Below are 18,258 nucleotides of genomic sequence, written 5' to 3'. Positions count from 1 at the left end.
GTCTAATGCCCGGTGCCGTCAGGGGATTTCGGGCACGGCTCCGGCACGGGCCACGGCCCGGGTCTGACACGATGGTCGTATGCGCGCGCGATATGGAGTACCCCTGGGAATCGCGGCGGCTGGCGCCGCCGGACTGCTGTACTCGGCGGGCTTCGAGGCCCGCTCCTTCCGCCTGCGCCGGGTCACCGTCCCGGTCCTGCCCGCGGGAATGCGTCCCCTGCGCGTGCTCCAGGTCTCCGACATCCACATGGTCGGCGGCCAGCGCAAGAAGCAGCGGTGGCTGCGGTCCCTGGCGGGCCTGCGCCCCGACTTCGTGATCAACACGGGCGACAACCTCTCCGACCCGGAGGCCGTCCCGGAGGTCCTGGACGCCCTCGGCCCCCTGATGGACTTCCCGGGCGCGTACGTCTTCGGCTCCAACGACTACTACGGCCCCAAGCTGCGCAACCCCGCCCGCTATCTGTTGGAGAAGGCCCAGGGCCGCCACGGGCTCAACGGCAACGCGCCGGCCGAGGGCGTGGTGCACAACCCGTGGGAGGACCTGCGGGACGGCTTCGACGCGGCGGGCTGGCTCAACCTGACCAACACACGCGGCGAGCTCAAGCTCGAGGGCGGCTCGGTGGAGCTCACGGGCCTGGACGACCCGCACATCAAGCGGGACCGCTACGCGCAGGTGGCGGGCGGCCCGTCCGAGGCGGCGGACTTCTCGATGGGCGTCGTGCACGCCCCGTACCTGCGCACCCTGGACGCCTTCACGGCCGACGCCTACCCCCTGATCCTGGCCGGCCACACCCACGGCGGCCAGCTGTGCATCCCCTTCTACGGCGCCCTGGTCACCAACTGCGACCTGGACACGGAACGGGTGAAGGGCCTGTCCACGCACACGGCGGAGGGCCATACGTCGTACCTCCACGTGTCGGCGGGCTGCGGCACGAACCGCTACACACCGGTGCGGTTCGCGTGCCCGCCGGAGGCGACGTTGCTGACGTTGGTGGGGCGCGAGGTCCGGGGAAGGTAACGCGAGGGGGCCGCCCCGGGTGGACGGCCCCGGCTAGGCCGGGCCGGGCGGAACGGGCCGCGCGGGCGCGCCGGGCAGACCGGGCCGGGCGGGCCGATGCAGGTGGACGGCCCGGGCGGACCTGCCCGGTGGACGGCCCGGGCGGACCTGCCCAGTGGACCGGCCCGGGTGGACCGACGCAGGTGGACGGCCCAGGCGGCCCTACCCAGAGGACCGGCCCGGGTGGACGGTCCGGGCGGATCTACCCAGGTGGACCGGCCCGGGCGACGTACCCAGGTGGGTAACCCGCACAGCCCCGCCCACATCGCCCCCTATGTCCGTTTCTGTCAGCGTGGGGGCATGACCGCCCCGATACCCCGGGACATCCCGGACCTCCCAGCGATACCGTCCCCGCCGGCGCTGAAGCCCGCCCCCGTGCCGGCCACGGCCGTCGTCACCCCGGTCCGCCGCCCCGCGGCCGCGGCCTTCCGCCTGCTCATCGCCCTCGCGGCGGTCGCTGGTGTCACCGTCGAACTGCTCCTCGGCGACCCGTCCCGGGTCCTGAGCTCCTTCGCGATCCAGAGCAACATGCTGCTGGCGCTGGTCATGGCACTCTCGGCCCGCCGCGCCTGGACGGCGAGCCGGCCCCTGCCGGGTGCCGTACTGGGCGCGACGCTGCTCTACGTCGTCATCGCGGCCCTGGTGCACCACCTGCTCCTGGCGAACGCGGCGAGCCCGTTCTCCCTCACGGGTGAGGCCGCCACCCCGACGGGCCGGCAGGCCCTCTCCCACGCGGTGCTGAACACGGTGACCCCGATCGCGGCGGCACTCGACTGGCTCCTGCTCACGTCCCCCGGCCGCATGCACCTCCGCCAGGCCAGCACCTGGCTCCTCTACCCCATGGCCTACCTGGCCTTCTGCCTCACCCGGGGCGAGCTGCTCCTCCCGGGCACCCCCGACCGCTACCTCTACCCCTTCCTGGACGTCGGCCAGGACGGCTTCAAGCGCGTACTCGGCAACGCCCTCCTCCTGGGCCTCTCCTTCTACGCCCTGGCCGTGCTCCTCGTGGGCCTCGACCACGCCCGCCCGAACCCCATCCGCCACCGCGGCAAAACCGGATTTCGTCTCTAGCCACCGGTGGGCTAAAGTAAACGTCGTCGCCGCGACAGCAGCGACATCGGGGTGTAGCGCAGCTTGGCAGCGCGCTTCGTTCGGGACGAAGAGGTCGTGGGTTCAAATCCCGCCACCCCGACAGCGAATTAGCAGGTCAGGGGCCTGATCCAGTGAGTGGATCAGGCCCCTGACGGCTTTCCGGAGATCGTTTGGGAGAAATCCGGGAGAAGATCTTGGCCGGAGGTCTCACAGGTGATCACGCCGCTGCCAGCTGCTCCGTAGCGGAGGCAGCCAGCCAGATCTGTACGTTCGCCAGCGGTGCCCCGGAAGACCGCGTGAGAGGTCCGACCGGGCGGGCTATAGCCCTCGTTCCGACACCACGCCGGATGGATGACCTGCCTGCCCCCTGCGTCCCTCGAAACCAGCTGGTTGAAGAGGCGGACAAGTCAGCCGCAGGGGCTGGCCGTCGCCATTCACCGCGACGGCCGGTATTCAGCCCACGTCTTGGGCGTCTCCGAGACCTTGACTGCGGTCAACTCGGGGAAACGCTCGGTCCAGAGGTCGAAGATCCATGCAGCCAGATTCTCGGCCGACGGAGAGATACCCCCCCCCATCGCCTCATTCAGGTGACGGTGATCGAGGGTCTCGTCCAGCCATTTCTTGAAAGCATCGAGGTCGCGGTAGTCACGGGCGAAGCCTGCCTCGGTGAGGTCCTCGCGGCGGGCGGACAGTTCCAGCACGACGACGTCGTTGTGGCCATGCATGCGGGCGCAGGGGTGCCAGCTCGGCAGCCGGTCGAGGACATGACTGGCCGAGAAGTGGAACTCCTTGGTGATCGTCAGCATGACGGCTCCAGTCTGCCACCTGCCGTCAGAACCCCTCGTCGGCCGTCCGGCCTGGTCACTGGGCGGCCCCCTCGCCATGGAGGATGGCGTTATTGAGGGGGACACGCGTCAGGAACCGGTCGCGCGACAAGTCGTCGGTGACCTGCTCCGCCTTGCGGTCGACCTCACGCCGGGCCCGCTGGAGGAGTACGGATGCCTCCTCCCGCACGCCCCCGGCGGCCAGCACCACGCCGGAGTGGTACAGCACCTCCTCCGTGCGGAGAGCGGGCATGTCCCCGACCTCGTCCAGGATGCGAACGGCCTGTCGCGCCTGTTCCTGAGCTCCAACCGTGTCGCCTCCCCGGAGCAGGATGCGGCTGCGCAGGGAGTGCGCGGCGATCTCGCTACGGATCATGCCGCTGCGTTGGGTCTCGACACAGGTGGCCACAGCCAGGCGGTCGGCCTGATCCAGGAGTTCTCCGGGTGCGTCAGCGGCGAGAAGCAGGATCTCTGCGTACAGATTGCGGACGATGGGGACGAGGTTGGCCAGCCAGGTCCGCTCTGTCTCCGCCCATGCGTCGGCGATCAGTTCCAGGGCCTGGGCGCGCTTCGCCCGCTGCTGGATGAGGAGATGTGCGAGCAACGCCTTGTTGTAGGCGTGCCAGCCGCTGTCGCCTCCGCGGTCGGCTTCGAAGGCGAGGGCTTCGCCCAGGACCTCCTCGGCATCCTCGTACGCGCCGAGGCCCATATGCACCTGCGCCAGGTAGTTGAGCGCTATGGGCAGCTCCGCCTTCAGCGGCTCGTCGCGCAGCCGTTGGACGCAGCGGCTCAGCCGGGCCTGGGCCTCGCTGAGGTGTCCGCTGTCGTAGAGGGTGATGCCGAGTTGCATCTCTCCCAGGTTGCGAGCGTGCTGGAGCACCGGATCAGTGGTGCCGCCGAGTCGTGGGTCGGAGGCATACATGCGCTCGGCCTCCTGCAGCTGAGCCAGACCGTCGGCCAGCCGTCGCTTTGACACCTGCCGCCCGTATTCGACGCGGGCGACGAAGAGCGGTACCGGATCGCCGTGCTGCTCAGCCAGTTCCACGGCCGCGCGAAGCTTGTCCAGGGACGGCACCAGACCCTGGGTAGCAAGCAGGGTCTTGCCGCGCAGGAGCGTCGTACGGATCGCCAACTCAGGGCTGCAGCAGCGCCTCGCCGCGGCTTCGGCCTCGGCGGCCAGGGCGTCGATGTCCGGCCCGCCGGCCGACTGGTGCTGGCCGCGCCAGCGCACCTCTGTCAGGGACAGCAGCAGTTCCACGGCCTGGACGAGCCACTGGTCCCGGCTCTCCTCCTGCTGCGGCAGGTCCCGGACCGCCTTGATGACTTCTTCGCAGTGCCGCTCCGCCTCGGCGAAGGACAGCCCCTCCATCGCGGCGTCCCGGGCCAGCCCGTAGTGCACCTCGGCCGAGACGAGCAGGCATTCGGTACCGCCGTTGCGGAGATGGCGGGCGATCTCCAGCCGACGTTCCAGTGGCATCCCGTCCAGCGGGCCGGTCGTGAGCGCCGCCGCGATGCGGGCGTGCCGAGACCGCATCTGCTGAGGGGTCTGCTGGTCGTACACCACGCCCCACAGAGCGCTGTGTTCGAATCGATAACAGTCGGAGGCGTCCAGTCGCGCCCACCCGGGAGGCTGTGTCGGCAGGATGAACCGGTGCTGGGCGGCGATGAGCCGCAGCCGCTCCATCACCTCGTCGTGGGGTGCTCCCTTGACCTCGGCAACCGTGCGTGACAGGAACGTCTCGCCGTGGGTCGCCCCGATCATGAGCAGTTCGCGATCCAGCTCGGTGAGCAGCCGGAGTCGTTCTTCCACCACGCGCGAGAGACTGCTGGGCAGTTCGACTGTGGGGCCGGTGTCCGGACGCCACTCCTCCAGGCAGAGGGTGACGAAGACGGCGTGGCCGGCGGTCAGCCGACTCAGCTGCTCCGACAATGTCGGTGGGGCGTCCGGGCGCCGGTAGCGCACCAACTCGGCGACCGCGTCGTGTGGCAGGCCGCCCAGCACCCGCCGTCGCAGGAGTCCGTCCTTCGCCCAGTCGTGCAGCAGATCTTCGACCATGGATTCCGGGCCATCGACGTAGGCCCCGTCCGTGGTGTGGCTGAGTACCAGGCCGAGCGGCTCGCCGGGCAGCCGCCGCAGCAATCGGTCGAGGACCAGCAAGCTGCTCGGATCGCCGTGTTGGATGTCGTCGATGAGCACGACGGTGGGCGGACCCTGCCGAACGAGATCCAGCAGAGCGTCCACGATCTGTGCCGCTGCTCCCTGCTGGAAAGGCAGCAGGCTGTCGAACGGCATCGATCCAGAAGCGAGGGACGTCTCCGCCACTTCCTTGCCCAGGGTGAACAGGGCGCCCAGGCCGGGCACGATCGCGGACAGCACCTCAGGAGCAGAGCGGACAACGCCCTGACCGGTGAAGCTCAGCAGCCGACGGAAGACTCCGGGCTGCTTGACCTCCTGATCCCGGGCCAACTGAAGGAGCAGTTCGACAATCGTTCCGTAGTGCAGAGCCGACCCGATCGACGGCTGACACCGCACGGATACGACACGACAGAGGCCCGGCCCGTGAGAGGCGGCGGTCTCCGACTCAAACGCCTGCAGCAATGCAGACTTCCCCATACCCGAGACGCTGTCGACCACCATCGCCCGGCCACCGCGCCCTTCGGTCACGTCTGCCAGCAACGAGCGCAGCTCGTCCATGTGCTCCACGCGGTCGACAAACCCGGTCCGCACCACAGCCCCCGTTTCGGTCGTTGGTCACCGAACTTCCGCACTCACAGCGCCACTTGCCGCCCACGGTAGATCATGTGAAACGCGTCTCCCAGTCGGCTCATCGTGTGGGTTACTGAGGTGGCCCACCACAGACGCTGCTTTCGGCCGCAATCGTGGAGTGTGACGTTCCCGCACTCAACTTCGGCTTGTCGGATGCGACCTGCAGACCTTGCGCGGGTCGCTGTCGACAAGGCACGACTACGATCGCCGGTCATGGACTGGCTGGAGCGCACCGCAAAGCTGAGGCAGTGGAGTAGAAGTGGGAGCCGCGCTCCGCACAAGCCGCTGTTGTTCCTGTACGCGCTCGGCCGGTTCCAGCAGGATGCCGACGGTGAACTGCGGTACGGCGCGGTGGAGGAGGATCTGCAGCGCCCGCTGACCGAGTACGGACCGCCCACCAGACGCTCTGAACAGGTAAAACGCCATCCGCAGCGTGACTACCGCTTCGGACCCCTCATTCAGATGCCGTCCATGACCACCGCGCCGGTCTGGATCACGGGCCGGATCGCGTGGCCACCTCGTTGACACCGACTGTCGCCGGACGTTGACTGGCGGTACGGCGCAAGCCATGCCACTACCGGACAACAGGGTCGCCCGCGACAAGCGACTGCAACGCCGAGGCAGGATCGACCGGGTCTCCGAAGCCTGAAGCAGGCCGTCGAGAAGACCAAGAGCGCCTTCGGGCGGAACGGAAGCGGCAACCGATGATGTACGACCAGACACGCGCCCAGCAGCCCGCGGGCCCCACCGGGGGCTCCGCCGAACGCCGCACCCCGGGCCCGGAGCCGCTGCTCCCGTCGGCCGAAAGGGACACGATCCTCCAGCGCCTCCGGCACGCCCTCAACACCTTCGCCGACACTCCACGCGAGGCGCTGGAAGAGGCCGAGAGCGCCTACGACGAAGCCACCGCCCAGCTCGTGAACGCCCTCGCGGAGCGGCGGCGTCTCCTGCGCGCCGGATGGGAGGACCAGAGCCCCGGTACACAGTCCGACGAACTCCGGCACGCGCTGAGGCAGTACCGGGAGATCACCCAGCGGCTGCTCCAGCTCTAGGCGGCCGCATACTCCCTGCCGCGGCACAACGCGGAGTAGTGTGGACAGCACCGAGAGCATTCCGCACACCGGCTTCCACGCCGGGTCGTTCTCGGCGAAGGATGAAACCCGGGCCGCCCCAGGCGGCCCGGAGACGGGTCCGCATCATGTCGGCGACCTTGTACCCAACCCTGCCGCACCACGAGCCCGTCGCAGCCCCGGCCGCGCGTCTCGCCCTGAAGACCGACGGCGCCTCCTGCGGACTCCTGGACGGTGCCTGGTGGCCTCGCTCCCGGGATCTGCTGCGCGAACTGCCGTCACTCACCGACGTGTTGGACCCCTTGTGGGGCCGCATCACCCGCATCGCCGTGAACCCGACGCACTGGCCGGTCATCCCCGGCAAGGTTCCCGTGGACGGCCACATCGTCAAGGTCGGCTGGTTCACCAGGGAGATCGACCCGCACAAGCTGCTGCTGCTCTCCTACGGCACCAGCCGCTGGGATCTCCTGGTCGTCCCGCCCGAGACCGGGGCGGAGTCGGCGGCCCGGCTGATGGCTGCCGCTTCCGGCCACGACGGCCCGCCGCTGACCGCGAGTGCGCTCATCGCCGCGGAGGAGTCCCGGCACGGCGTCGCGGCCGAGTAGCCACTGGGCCCGGACGAGGCACGGGAGTACGAGGGCGGCGCCTCCGCGGTGTCAACGGCCGACCGTCGGCGAACGGCGGGACCACCGCGACGGGGGCCGCGGCCGCTTCCCGCCGCGCCGTAGCCGTATCACTCATCACAGTTGATCAGGCGGTGTCTTCGCCGACCGCGTGTACGGGTTGCCGAATCGGCCCGCGCCGACGCGATGGCCGACCGAGAGGCGGAGGGCGGGCCTAGGAGAGGATTCCCGCCAGCGTCCCCGCGAGGGTCAGGGTGAGGAAGGCCCCGCCCCACACCATCGCATGGCGTATGCGACGGCGCTTGGTGCAGGTGGTGCGGCTCAGGAGCTGGGTCGGGGTGGCGGCCGTCGTGGCCGGGTCGGGTCTGCTCGCCAGGCTCAGCAGGACCAGGGACGGGGCGCAGGCCGCGCAGCCCGTCCAGAGGAGGAGCTGGGGGATCGTGGCGTACTGGGTGGGGGTGAGGACGCCTGCGGTGATCGCGGTGAGGAGGGCGGCCAGGGTGGCGCCCAGGGTGGCCAGGGTCAGGTTGGCCCGGTGGTCGGCCTTCGCCAGTTCCTCGCGGATCGCCTCGGGCAGCAGCGGCCGGTCGAAGTCCGCGGTGTGGCCGCCTCGGAGTGTGGTCATGGGTGCCCCTCGCTGATCAGCGGTTCCTTGCGGGTACCCCAACGAGGCCGTGTCATACCGCAGTTCAGGTGTTCCACGTCTCGTCGTAAGGGTCGTGCGGGGTGGGGACCGGTCTCGCGGTCGTCACCTCCAGGTAGGGGATCGGGCCGTCGTTGACCGGGTCCTTCGTACGGCGGGGTGTGTAGGTGCCGGTGATCTCCAGCCAGGTGTCCGGGCGCAGGACGGGAGGGACGTTGCCCGCCAGGGCGATCTTGACCGGCTGGGCGTCCGCCGCGCAACAGTTGAGGCCCATGCGGACCAGGTAGGGGGCGCCCTTGCGGTCCAGGGTGACGAAACCGGTGATCTTCAGCTCGCGGTCGCGGAGGGCGCGGCCGTCGTCGTAGATCGCGCGGCCGGCGTAGTCGGCCACGGCGAGGTGGAGGGGGGCGTCGCCGGCGGGGAGGGCCGGGAAGCCGAAGGGCTTGGTCAGGGCCGTGCCGGTGTGGGCCGCGCTGTAGGAGCCCAGGGCCGGCGGGGCGACCAGGATCAGGGCGAGGACCGGGAGCGTGAGGAGCCAGGAGATGCGGGGCTCGCGGTGGTGGTCGTGGGTGGCAGCGCCCGGGTCATGGGCGGGGGCGCCCCGGTCGTGGGTGGAGGCGCCGCGGCGGTCGTACCAGAGGGTTGCCGCCGCCGTGACGATCAGGACCGCGCCCGCCAGGAGGACCAGGGGGCGCAGGCCCTCCTTGACGTAGCGCAGGTAGAGGTCGGTGGTGCCGGCGTGCAGGAGGGTCGCGCCGAGCAGGAAGAGGAGGGCCGTCTGGGCCAGGCGGTTCACAGCAGGACCGTTCCGGTCAGGGCCGATACGACGACGGCCAGGGCGAAGGTCGCGGGGGCGAAGCGCAGGGCGAAGGCGCGGCCGAAGGTGCCCGCCTGCATCGCGAAGAGCTTCAGGTCGATCATCGGGCCGACGACCAGGAACGTCAGACGGGCCGTCAGCGAGAACTGGGTCAGGGACGCCGCCACGAACGCGTCCGCCTCCGAGCAGATGGAGAGCAGCACGGCCAGGGCCGCGAGGAACAGGACCGACAGCACGGGATGGCCGGCCGCGACGCCCAGCCAGTCCGCCGGGACCACCGCCTTCAGGGTCGCCGCGGCCATCGCGCCGACCACCAGGAAGCCGCCCGCGTGCGTCACGTCGTGGCGGACCGAGCCCCAGAAGGCCGCACCCTTGCTCTGTCCCTCGTACGACGCGCGGGCCGGGGGACGCAGCCAGTCCGTGCGGCCGACGCGGTGCCAGAGCCAGCCCATCGAGCAGGCCACCAGCAGGCTGGCGACGAAACGGGCCAGGACCATCTCGGGGTTGCCGGGGAACGCCACGGCCGTCGCCGTCAGCACGATGGGGTTGATGGCGGGCGCCGAGAGGAGGAAGGCCAGGGCCGCCGCCGGTGTGACGCCGCGGCGGACCAGGGCGCCGGCCACCGGCACGGACGCGCACTCGCAGCCGGGCAGTACCGCGCCCGCCGCGCCCGCGACCGGGACCGCCAGGGCCGGGTGCTTCGGCAGGGCCCGGGCGAAGAACGACGGCGGCACGAACACCGCGATCGCCGCCGACAGCAGCACGCCGAGCACCAGGAACGGCAGCGCCTGGACCATGACCGCGACGAACACCGTCATCCAGCTCTGCATCACCGGTGCGGCCAGGGCCCCGCGGAGCGGGTCCTGGAACATCACCGCCGTCAGCAGCAAAAGGGTCAGGAGGAGGGGGGAGTTGAGGTGCCGTGCCTCCTCTTCCGTGCCGCCGACCGGCGCGGTGTCCGCAGGCTCGGTATCCCCGCGCTCGGCTTCCCCAGGATCGGCGCCGTCCTGCGGGGCGGTCTTCGTGATGGCCACGGGCCCGGTACCTCCGGTGGTGCGCGAGGGCATTGCCCCATTCCCTCCCCTTGCGTACGGACGGCGACGGCCGGGCGTTCACGCCCCACCGTCCCCTTCTGGAACCGGCCGTCCCGGTGAGGCAGTCTTCTCCTCGTGGGGAGCGTTCCGAACCAAGGCCAGCCGAGTGATCCGGCCACGCACATGATCGTGTGCGGTGACGACGGGCTCGCGCACCGGCTGGCCGCCGAACTCCGAGGTGTCTACGCCGAGCAGGTCACGCTCGTCGTGCCGCCCTCCGGGAGACGGGTGCGCCAGCCCGTGGTCGGACGGGCCCGGGCCGCCTCGGCGGCACTGCTCGACCGGGTCGTGAACGCGGCCGTCAACCGGACCGGCACGAGCGGTGAACCGGCCTCGAACGAGCAGGTCGTGGAGGCTCCGGAGATCACCGAGGCCGTCCTCACGGAGGTGGGCGCCGACCGGGCGGCGGCCCTGGCGCTCGTCTACGACGACGACGAGACCAACATCCGGGCCGCCCTCACCGCCCGCCGGCTCAACCCCCGCATCCGCCTCGTACTGCGGCTCTACAACCGGCGGTTGGGGCAGCACATCGAGGAACTGCTGGACCAGACCGCGGCCGTGGCCGCCGGGGACGGGCAGGGAGCGGGCCTCGACGCGTCGACGACGGTGTTGTCCGACGCCGACACGGCCGCGCCCGCGCTGGCCGCCACCGCCCTCGTGGGCACCAGCAAGGTCGTCCAGACGGAAGGGCTCGTGCTGCGCGCGGTGGAACGGCAGCCGCCGCTGCCGGGCGAGGTGGCCGACCCGGGGCTGTGCACCCTGGCGCTGCTGTCCGCGACGAGCAACGACCCGGCCGGTGCGGACGGTTCCGAGGGCAGCGGGGAGCACGGGCCGCATCTGCTGCCGGACGAGGCGGCGGTGGCTTCGGCGACGGGGCGCGGGACCGTCGTCCTGGAGCAGGTGTCGTACTCCGGGCCGTCCCTGCCCGCCGGGCGGGGAGGTGTGCCGCCGTTCGCCTCGCTGTTCTCGCGGCGGCTGCGGTGGTCGCTGGCCGGGCTGGTGGCCTGTGTGCTGGCGCTCGCCGTGGGCTTGATGATCGTGACCGGCGAGAATCCGCTGTACGCCACGTACGTGACGCTGCTCGATCTCTTCGGCATCAACGATCCCGCCTTCCACGAGTCGACCGCGCGTCAGGTGCTGCAACTGCTGTCCGGGCTGGTGGGGTTGCTGCTGCTGCCGGTGCTGCTGGCCGCGGTGCTGGAGGCACTCGGTACGTTCCGCAGCGCGTCCGCGCTGCGGAAGCCGCCGCGCGGACTCGGCGGTCATGTGGTGCTGCTCGGGCTCGGCAAGATCGGGACTCGGGTGCTGACGCGGCTGCGGGAGCTGCACATTCCCGTGGTGTGCGTGGAGTCCGATCCGGACGCGCGCGGGATGGCCACGGCGCGGCGGCTGCGGGTGCCGGTGGTGCTCGGGGACGTCACCCAGGAAGGGGTCCTGGAGGCCGCGAAGATCCACCGCGCCCATGCGCTGCTGGCGCTGACCAGCGCGGACACGACGAATCTGGAGGCCTCGCTGTACGCCCGGTCCGTACGGCCCGATCTGCGGGTCGTGCTGCGGCTGTACGACGACGACTTCGCGACGGCCGTGTACCGCACGCTGCGGGCCGCGCACCCGTTCGCCCTCACGCGCAGCCGGAGTGTGTCGCATCTGGCCGCGCCCGCGTTCGCCGGGGCGATGATGGGGCGGCAGATCCTGGGGGCGATCCCGGTGGAGCGGCGGGTGCTGCTGTTCGCGGAGGTGGATGTGGCCGGGCATCCGCAGCTGGAGGGGCGGACGGTCGGGGAGGCGTTCCGTGCCGGGGCGTGGCGGGTGCTGGCGCTCAATACGTCACCTCCTGGGCGGCGGCGGAGTGAGGGGGAGAGCGGGGAAGAGGACAGCGCGCCGGCCTCGGGGCTGGTGTGGGATCTGCCTCCTACGTATGTGCTGGGGGCGGGAGACCGGGTGGTGCTGGCGGCGACGCGGCGGGGGTTGGCGGAGTTGCTGGGGCGCAGGAGGCGGGATCGGGCGGGGGCGTAGACGCCGAGCGGGTCCTGCGCCGCCCGGCGTCACGACATGCTCGGCGGTGCACTCGGTGACGCCGAACGGGCCTTTCACCGCCCGGCGTCACCAGATGCTCGGCCGTGCACTCGATGACGCCGAACGGGCCTTTCGCCGCCCGGCGTCACCACATGCTCGGCGGTGCGCTCAGGCCGGGGCGTGGCGCGACCCGGCGCAGCGGGGTGCCGCTCGCGCCCACCCGTGCCGCCCCAGGCGGCACGCATGCCCGTGGTTCACGGACGTCGGCTCAGATGCCTCTCCGCGAACTCCAGCTCCAACCGGACCTGCTTGATCCGTTCGTCCACCACCAGGGAGCCGTGACCGGCGTCGTACCGGTACACCTCGTGCACCGCGCCTCTCTTCTCCAGGCGCTCGACGTAGTTCTCGATCTGGCGGATCGGGCAGCGGGGGTCGTTGACACCGGCCGAGATGTAGACCGGAGCCTTGACCTGGTCGACGTAGGTGAGGGGGGAAGACGCCTCGAAGCGGTCGGGGACCTCCTCGGGGGTGCCGCCGAGGAGCGTGCGGTCCATCGCCTTCAGCGCTTCCATCTCGTCGTGGTACGCCGTGACGTAGTCGGCGACGGGCACCGCCGCGATGCCCAGCGTCCACGCGTCGGGCTGGACGCCGAGGCCGAGCAGGGTGAGGTAGCCGCCCCAGGAGCCGCCGGTGAGGATCAGGCGGTCGGGGTCGGCGAGACCGGAGGTGACGGCCCACTCGCGGACCGCGGCGATGTCCTCCAGCTCGATGAGACCGACACGGTTCTTCAGGGCGTCCGTCCAGGCACGGCCGTAGCCCGTGGAACCGCGGTAGTTGACACGGATCACCGCGTAGCCGTGGTCGACCCAGGCCGCCGGGCCCGCCGCGAAGGAGTCGCTGTCGTGCCAGGTAGGGCCGCCGTGGATGTCGAAGACCGTGGGGAGCGGGCCGGTCACGCCCTGCGGCTTCTGTACGAGGGCGTGGATGCGGCCTCCCGGGCCCTCCACCCACACGTCCTCCACCGGCACCGAGCCGGGTGACTTCATGCCGGGCGGGTCGAGCACGACACCGCCCGTCGTGGAGCGCACCGCCGACGGCTCGGCCGACGAGGACCACAGGAACTCCACGCTGCCGTCGGGCCGGGCCGTCGCACCGGACACCGTGCCCTTCGGGGTCGGGATCTCCGACAGGGTGCGGCCGGCCAGGTCGTAGCGGAACAGCTCGCTGCGGGCCTCGAAGCTGTGCGCGATGAGCAGGCCGCTGCCGTCCGGGTACCACTCGGCACTGACGTCGCCCGGCAGCTCCAGCGCCAGGTCCGTCTCCTCGCCGGTGGCCACGTCCCACACCAGGGGCTCCCAGCGGCCGCGGCGCTGGTGGCCGATGAGCAGGCGCGTGTCGCCGTCGACGGGGGCGAAGCCGAGGACCTCCAGGCCCAGCTCGCGGGTGCCGCCCTCGGTGTCGTCGAGGTCGGCGACCGCCGTGCCGTCGGGGCGCAGGACGCGCAGCGCCGAGTGCATCGCGTCGCCGTGCTCGGTGTGCTCGAGGGCGATGAGCGAGCCGTCGTGGGAGAGGTCGCCGACGCCGGCCGACTCGCGGTGCCGGTAGATCTCCACCGGGTCCTCGCCGGTGCGCACGAGATGGATGGTCGTGCCGTCCTCGTCCGTGGAACGGCCCACGACCGCCGTACGCCCGTCACGGCCGAGAGCGAGGCCCGCAGGGTAGGAGGCGTCCAGGCCCGGGGCGGCCGGTTCGTCCGCGCCGCCCGTGAAGGGCTGGCGGCGCCACACGCCGAACTCGTCGCCGTCCTTGTCGTCGAACCACCAGATCCACGCGCCGTCCGGGGACAGCACGCCGTCCGTCGTGCCGTTCGGCCGGTCCGTCACCTGGCGCTGCTCGCCCGTCGACCGGTCCCAGGCGTACAGCTCGTACGTCCCGGTCGCGTTCGAGACGAACAGGGAGTGGTCCGGCGCGTCCTCCGCCCAGTCGGGCAGGGACACCCGGGGCGCCCGAAAGCGCTTCTCCCAGTCCGGCATCCGCTCCTGCCGTCCCGCCTGTACCGCTTGCTCGTGCTGGTCCCGCTGATCCCGCGCGTCGGACCCGTTGCTCTCAGTCATGGCCCCATACTGCCCGCCCCGGCCGACAATTCGCTGGCGAGGTCCCCAGCCTGTGGATAACCTCCACCGGTCCCCCCTCCGAGCAGGTCAGGAGTCGCACCCTTGTACTCCCCCACCCCGGCCGACTGGAACGAGGCCAACCGCGCCCACTGGGACGAGCGGGTGCCGCTGCACGTGGCCGGTGATTTCTACGATCTGGACGCCTTCCGGGCCGGTGAGGACCCCCTGCGGGACTTCGAGCTCGCCGAGGTGGGTGATGTCGGCAATCGCTCTCTGCTGCATCTGCAGTGCCACATCGGCCTCGACACGCTGTCCTGGGCCCGGCACGGCGCCGCCCGTGTCGTCGGTCTCGACTTCTCCGAACCCGCCGTCGACCTGGCCCGCGGGCTCGCCCGCGACCTCGGCCTCGGCCCGGACCGGGCGGCGTTCGTCGCGGCGGACGTGTACGACGCGGCGGCCGCGGTCCCGGACCCGTCGTACGACATCGTGTACACGGGCGTCGGCGCGCTGTGCTGGCTGCCCGACATCGGGCGCTGGGCGGAGACCGTCGCGGCGCTCGTGGCCCCGGGCGGGTTCTTCTACCTCTCCGAGTTCCACCCGCTCACCGACGTCCTCGACGACGAGACCGGCTCGCGGATCACGCACGACTACTTCGCCCGGGACGCCTGGGTCGAAGAGAGCGCGGGGTCGTACGCGGCCGAGGGCGCCGCGTTCACGCACAGCCGGCGGGTCGAGTGGCAGCATCCGGTGGGCGAGGTCGTCTCGGCACTCGCGGCGGCCGGGCTGCGGATCGAGTTCCTGCACGAGCACGACGTGTCGCTGTTCCGGCGGTTCGGGAGCTTCGAGCGGCGGGACGGCTACTTCCGCTTTCCGCAGGGCCGGCCGCGGATTCCGTTGATGTACTCGATCCGGGCCCGCAAGGACTGACCGTACGCGGCGTTCCCACCGTCCGGAACCGGCCGTCGGGCCCGCTCCGTTGCCGACCCCCGCGGGCCGGGGCTGTCCGACAGCCCCGTACCGTGGGGGTGTGTACCGGTTTCTGCTGACGCCCCGATGGTGGGGGATCAACGTCTTCGTGCTGTTGTCCATCCCCTTCTGCATCTTCATGGGGTCCTGGCAGCTGAGCCGGTTCGAGGACCGTGTGCAGGATCACCGGACCGCGACCGAGCAGGTGTCCGAGGCCCGGCACGAGGCGCCCCGGCCGCTGAGGGACATGCTGCCGGTGGACAAGGCGACGTCGGGGAAGCTGGTCACCGCGAGCGGGACGTACGGCAAGCAGCTGCTGGTGCCCGGGCGGGAGCTCGACGGCAGGCAGGGCTTCTACGTGCTGACGCTGCTGCGGACCGGCTCGGGTGAGGCGCTGCCGGTGGTGCGGGGATGGCTGCCCGGTTCCGCCGACGCGGCGAAGATTCCCGCTCCCCCGGCCGGTGAGGTCACGGTCACCGGTGCGCTCCAGGCGTCGGAGACGCCCGGGGACAACGGCGTCAGCGCGCAGGGCGGGCTGCCGGCCGGGCAGACCGCGGCGATCAGCGCGGCGTCGTTGGTGAACCTGGTGCCGTACGACGTGTACGACGCGTGGATCACGCTGGCGAAGGGCGACTCGGGCATGCAGGCCGTGCCGGCCGCCGCGCCGCCGGACTCGGGGCTGGACCTGAAGGCCTTCCAGAACCTGGGTTACACCGCCGAGTGGTTCGCCTTCGTGGGGTTCGTGATCTTCATGTGGTTCCGGCTGCTGCGGCGCGAGGCCGAGTCCGTACGCGACGCGGAGCTGGGGCTGGTGGCGGACGAGGAGCCCGTCGCCGTGGACGCCGTGGTGAAGTGAGCGGCGTCCGGGCGGCAGTGGCCCGTGGGTCCGACGTGAAGTGAGCGACGTCTCAGCCCGGTCCGGGTGGGTGCTCAGGCCGGCCCGGCGGGTGCGCAGCCCGGTCCAGGTGAGTGCTCAGGCCGGCCCGGATGGGTGCGCAGCCCGGCGTAGCGGGGTGCCGCTCTCCTTGGGACGGACGCCGCCCCCAGCGGCACGCATGCCCGCAGCTCAGGGCGTTACGCTCCCGCCAGCACGCCCGTCCAGAACACCGTCCCCGCGCACGCGTTGGACACCGTCACCGACGTCGCGCCCGAGCCCGTGACCGGGGTGTACGTCACTGCCACGCTGCCGTCGACCGTGCCGTCCTCCCTGACGAGCTGGGGGGCCGTGCCGGTGTCGCCGCCGGTGGAGGTGCCGCCCGTGGCCGCCGGGTCGTCCGACGGGGTGGGGTCGGGGGTGGGGTCGGGGCCGCCGACGCTGCCGCCGGGGGTGGGGCAGGTCTCGGAGGGGACCCAGGCGAACTTCACGTCGTAGCCGATGCCCGGCTGGAGGACCAGTTGGGCGGCCTCCAGGGAGGGGTCGGGCAGCAGTCCGGCCGCCGCGTCGCCCGCGGCGTGCCGGGCCGAGCCGACCTTGCTCATGTCGGCGGCGCCCTGCGGCAGCGCGGCTACCGAGCCGGGGCCGGTGACCGTGCAGGCCGCGCCGGAGACGTTGGTGACACGGAAGGAGCCGGAGACCGCACCCGTGGAGTCGGGGGCGTTGCTACTACCGGAGGCGGGGCCGAGCTGGGCCGGGGTGCACGCCGGGATGCCGGCGGCGGTGGTGGAGGAGGGGCCGGCGCCCTGGGACGCGCCCGTGGAGGCGCCGGACCCCTTGCCCTTGCCCTTGTCCTTCTTGTCGCCCTTGTCCTTGCCCTCGGCCTTGCCGGAGGAGCCGCCCGCGGTGCTCTCGCCGCCGTCCGGGCCCTTGCCCTGGCTCGCGCCGCCCTGGGTCTCGGAGGCGTGTCCGGCGACGGACGGGTTGGCGTCGGAGCCGGTGGCGTTGGAGACGTGCACCAGGGCGGGGATGGCGGTGCCGATGAAGAGCGCGGCGGCGGCCATACCGACGACGGCCTGCCGCTTGCGGGTCCGCCGCTGCGGTACCGCCTTGCGGAGGTAGTCCAGGGTGCCGTCGCGCGGTTCCACCTCCTGCACCACCTGGTGCAGCATCCTGCGCAGGTCCAGCTCGTCCGAGCCGAACCCGTCGGGGCTCTGGTCGTCGGGGCCGTGGTTCACAGTTCCGTTCCCAGCGTGCGATTGCTTCGGATCTTGCCCGTGGAGCCTGGTCGGCGCCTGTCGCTCGTCGAGGCGCTCGGCGGGCTCGGGGCGGTCGCGCCCGTTGCCGCCCGCGCGGTTGCCGTCACTCATGCCGGCGCCTCCATGGCGATCCGGAGCGCCGCGATACCGCGCGAGCCGTAGGCCTTGACCGAGCCCAGCGATATGCCGAGTGTCTCGGCGACCTGTGCCTCGGTCATGTCCGCGAAGTAGCGCAGCACCAGCACCTCGCGCTGGCGGCGCTGCAGCCCCTTCATCGCCTTGATGAGGGAGTCGCGCTCCAGCTGGTCGTAGGCACCTTCCTCGGCGCTGGCCATGTCGGGCATGGGCTTCGACAGCAGCTTCAGGCCGAGTATGCGGCGGCGCAGCGCGGAGCGCGAGAGGTTGACGACGGTCTGGCGCAGGTACGCCAGGGTCTTCTCGGGGTCGCGCACCCGCTTGCGGGCGGAGTGGACACGGATGAACGCCTCCTGGACGACGTCCTCGCAGGAGGCGGTGTCGTCGAGGAGGAGCGCGGCGAGACCCAGCAGCGAGCGGTAGTGCGCCCGGTAGGTCTCGGTGAGGTGGTCGACGGTGGTGCCGGCCGCGAGGCCGTCCTCCGCGCCTTCGCGCTGACTGGGGATGCGGGCCGGCCGCGCTGCGGGCACGGGCGCGATCACCGGCATGCCACCGGGCGTACCGGCCATGCGGGGTCGTAGAGCCGCCGGACGGGGCGGTCGAAGGACCGTGCCGCGTGCCGCGCTGAAGTCGAGTACCTCTGCCACGCTTGTTTGACACGCTGACCCCCGTGAGGGTTGTACGTGCCGGGCGTCACTTTCACGCCGACCGTCGCCGTCGACGGTCTACCCGCGTCAGGCAGCACAACCGATGGTGCATCAAATGCCCTCATGCGTCCCGCTCTTCCCCTATGTCCAGATGTGAACGGACGTCCCCACGCCCGGTTCCAGGCGTCCCCACGCCTGATGAAGCGCTCCCACGGCCGAAGGGCGACCGCAAAGACGCTCCCCGCCCTCCGCACGGTTGC

Annotated in this window: 14 protein-coding genes, 1 tRNA gene and 2 pseudogenes; 9 read left to right on the top strand and 8 right to left on the bottom strand. The window is 71.6% G+C overall.

The window, feature by feature from the left end:
* The first annotated feature begins 79 nt into the window (after positions 1 to 79).
* The 3 genes from QOL88_RS21570 (at position 80) to QOL88_RS21560 (ending at position 2,249) form a co-directional block, all read left to right on the top strand.
* Positions 80 to 1,018, top strand: a complete 939-nt coding sequence (locus QOL88_RS21570; protein WP_097218477.1) for a metallophosphoesterase — start codon at positions 80 to 82, stop codon at positions 1,016 to 1,018.
* A 339-nt stretch (positions 1,019 to 1,357) separates the two neighbouring features.
* Positions 1,358 to 2,128, top strand: coding sequence for a Pr6Pr family membrane protein (locus QOL88_RS21565; protein WP_097218476.1), 771 nt, complete (start codon positions 1,358 to 1,360; stop codon positions 2,126 to 2,128).
* A gap of 47 nt (positions 2,129 to 2,175) precedes the next feature.
* Positions 2,176 to 2,249, top strand: a tRNA-Pro gene (locus QOL88_RS21560).
* 334 nt (positions 2,250 to 2,583) lie between these two features.
* Here QOL88_RS21560 and QOL88_RS21555 read toward each other — a convergent pair.
* Positions 2,584 to 2,955, bottom strand: coding sequence for a 6-pyruvoyl trahydropterin synthase family protein (locus QOL88_RS21555; protein WP_097218474.1), 372 nt, complete (start codon positions 2,953 to 2,955; stop codon positions 2,584 to 2,586).
* A 55-nt stretch (positions 2,956 to 3,010) separates the two neighbouring features.
* Positions 3,011 to 5,701, bottom strand: a complete 2,691-nt coding sequence (locus QOL88_RS21550) for an AAA family ATPase (RefSeq protein WP_257027850.1) — start codon at positions 5,699 to 5,701, stop codon at positions 3,011 to 3,013.
* A gap of 252 nt (positions 5,702 to 5,953) precedes the next feature.
* Between QOL88_RS21550 and QOL88_RS21545 the strand changes: the two are divergent.
* The 3 genes and pseudogenes from QOL88_RS21545 to QOL88_RS21535 form a co-directional block, all read left to right on the top strand.
* Positions 5,954 to 6,166: pseudogene (locus QOL88_RS21545) on the top strand (phosphorothioated DNA-binding restriction endonuclease family protein); the annotation flags it as partial.
* Positions 6,167 to 6,444: 278 nt separating this feature from the next.
* Positions 6,445 to 6,792, top strand: coding sequence for a hypothetical protein (locus tag QOL88_RS21540; protein ID WP_097218471.1), 348 nt, complete (start codon positions 6,445 to 6,447; stop codon positions 6,790 to 6,792).
* Positions 6,793 to 6,832: 40 nt separating this feature from the next.
* Positions 6,833 to 7,538 (top strand): annotated as a pseudogene (locus QOL88_RS21535) (DUF5994 family protein).
* Between the two features lie 109 nt (positions 7,539 to 7,647).
* Here QOL88_RS21535 and QOL88_RS21530 read toward each other — a convergent pair.
* The 3 genes from QOL88_RS21530 to QOL88_RS21520 all read right to left on the bottom strand — a co-directional run bounded on the left by QOL88_RS21530 (position 7,648) and on the right by QOL88_RS21520 (position 9,927).
* Complete coding sequence (locus QOL88_RS21530) at positions 7,648 to 8,058, bottom strand: Pycsar system effector family protein (RefSeq protein WP_097218470.1); 411 nt, start codon at positions 8,056 to 8,058, stop codon at positions 7,648 to 7,650.
* A 64-nt stretch (positions 8,059 to 8,122) separates the two neighbouring features.
* On the bottom strand, positions 8,123 to 8,872 hold the full coding sequence (locus QOL88_RS21525; RefSeq protein WP_097218469.1) for a TIGR03943 family putative permease subunit: 750 nt from the start codon (positions 8,870 to 8,872) through the stop codon (positions 8,123 to 8,125).
* Positions 8,869 to 9,927 (bottom strand): permease, encoded by a 1,059-nt coding sequence (locus QOL88_RS21520; RefSeq protein WP_257027848.1) that lies wholly within the window; start codon positions 9,925 to 9,927, stop codon positions 8,869 to 8,871. The genes QOL88_RS21525 and QOL88_RS21520 overlap by 4 nt, the downstream gene beginning before the upstream one ends.
* A gap of 183 nt (positions 9,928 to 10,110) precedes the next feature.
* On the opposite strand from QOL88_RS21520, the gene QOL88_RS21515 reads away from it, so the two are divergent.
* Entirely contained in the window at positions 10,111 to 12,003 is a 1,893-nt protein-coding gene (locus QOL88_RS21515; RefSeq protein ID WP_097218467.1) for a potassium channel family protein, read from the top strand.
* A gap of 254 nt (positions 12,004 to 12,257) precedes the next feature.
* Here QOL88_RS21515 and QOL88_RS21510 read toward each other — a convergent pair whose 3' ends face one another.
* Entirely contained in the window at positions 12,258 to 14,117 is a 1,860-nt protein-coding gene (locus QOL88_RS21510; RefSeq protein WP_097218466.1) for a S9 family peptidase, read from the bottom strand.
* A gap of 102 nt (positions 14,118 to 14,219) precedes the next feature.
* On the opposite strand from QOL88_RS21510, the gene QOL88_RS21505 reads away from it, so the two are divergent.
* Together QOL88_RS21505 and QOL88_RS21500 are read left to right on the top strand one after the other, a co-directional pair.
* Positions 14,220 to 15,044, top strand: coding sequence for a class I SAM-dependent methyltransferase (locus QOL88_RS21505; RefSeq protein WP_097218465.1), 825 nt, complete (start codon positions 14,220 to 14,222; stop codon positions 15,042 to 15,044).
* A gap of 100 nt (positions 15,045 to 15,144) precedes the next feature.
* A complete protein-coding gene (locus QOL88_RS21500) occupies positions 15,145 to 15,939 on the top strand; it encodes an SURF1 family protein (protein ID WP_097218464.1) in 795 nt (264 codons plus the stop codon).
* A gap of 218 nt (positions 15,940 to 16,157) precedes the next feature.
* On the opposite strand, the gene QOL88_RS21495 is transcribed toward QOL88_RS21500, so the two are convergent.
* On the bottom strand, positions 16,158 to 17,327 hold the full coding sequence (locus QOL88_RS21495; protein WP_257027847.1) for a hypothetical protein: 1,170 nt from the start codon (positions 17,325 to 17,327) through the stop codon (positions 16,158 to 16,160).
* Positions 17,324 to 17,899 carry a SigE family RNA polymerase sigma factor gene (locus QOL88_RS21490; RefSeq protein ID WP_097223118.1) on the bottom strand — a complete coding sequence of 192 codons (576 nt, stop codon included), beginning with the start codon at positions 17,897 to 17,899 and terminating at the stop codon, positions 17,324 to 17,326. The genes QOL88_RS21495 and QOL88_RS21490 overlap by 4 nt, the downstream gene beginning before the upstream one ends.
* Between the last annotated feature and the right edge of the window lie 359 nt (positions 17,900 to 18,258).

Source organism: Streptomyces sp. Ag82_O1-12 (assembly GCF_900182715.1).
In the GTDB taxonomy this organism is placed as follows: Bacteria; Actinomycetota; Actinomycetes; order Streptomycetales; family Streptomycetaceae; genus Streptomyces; species Streptomyces massasporeus.
The sequence above is the reverse complement of the archived record's forward strand: the minus strand, read 5'-3'. Positions and strand labels throughout refer to the sequence as shown.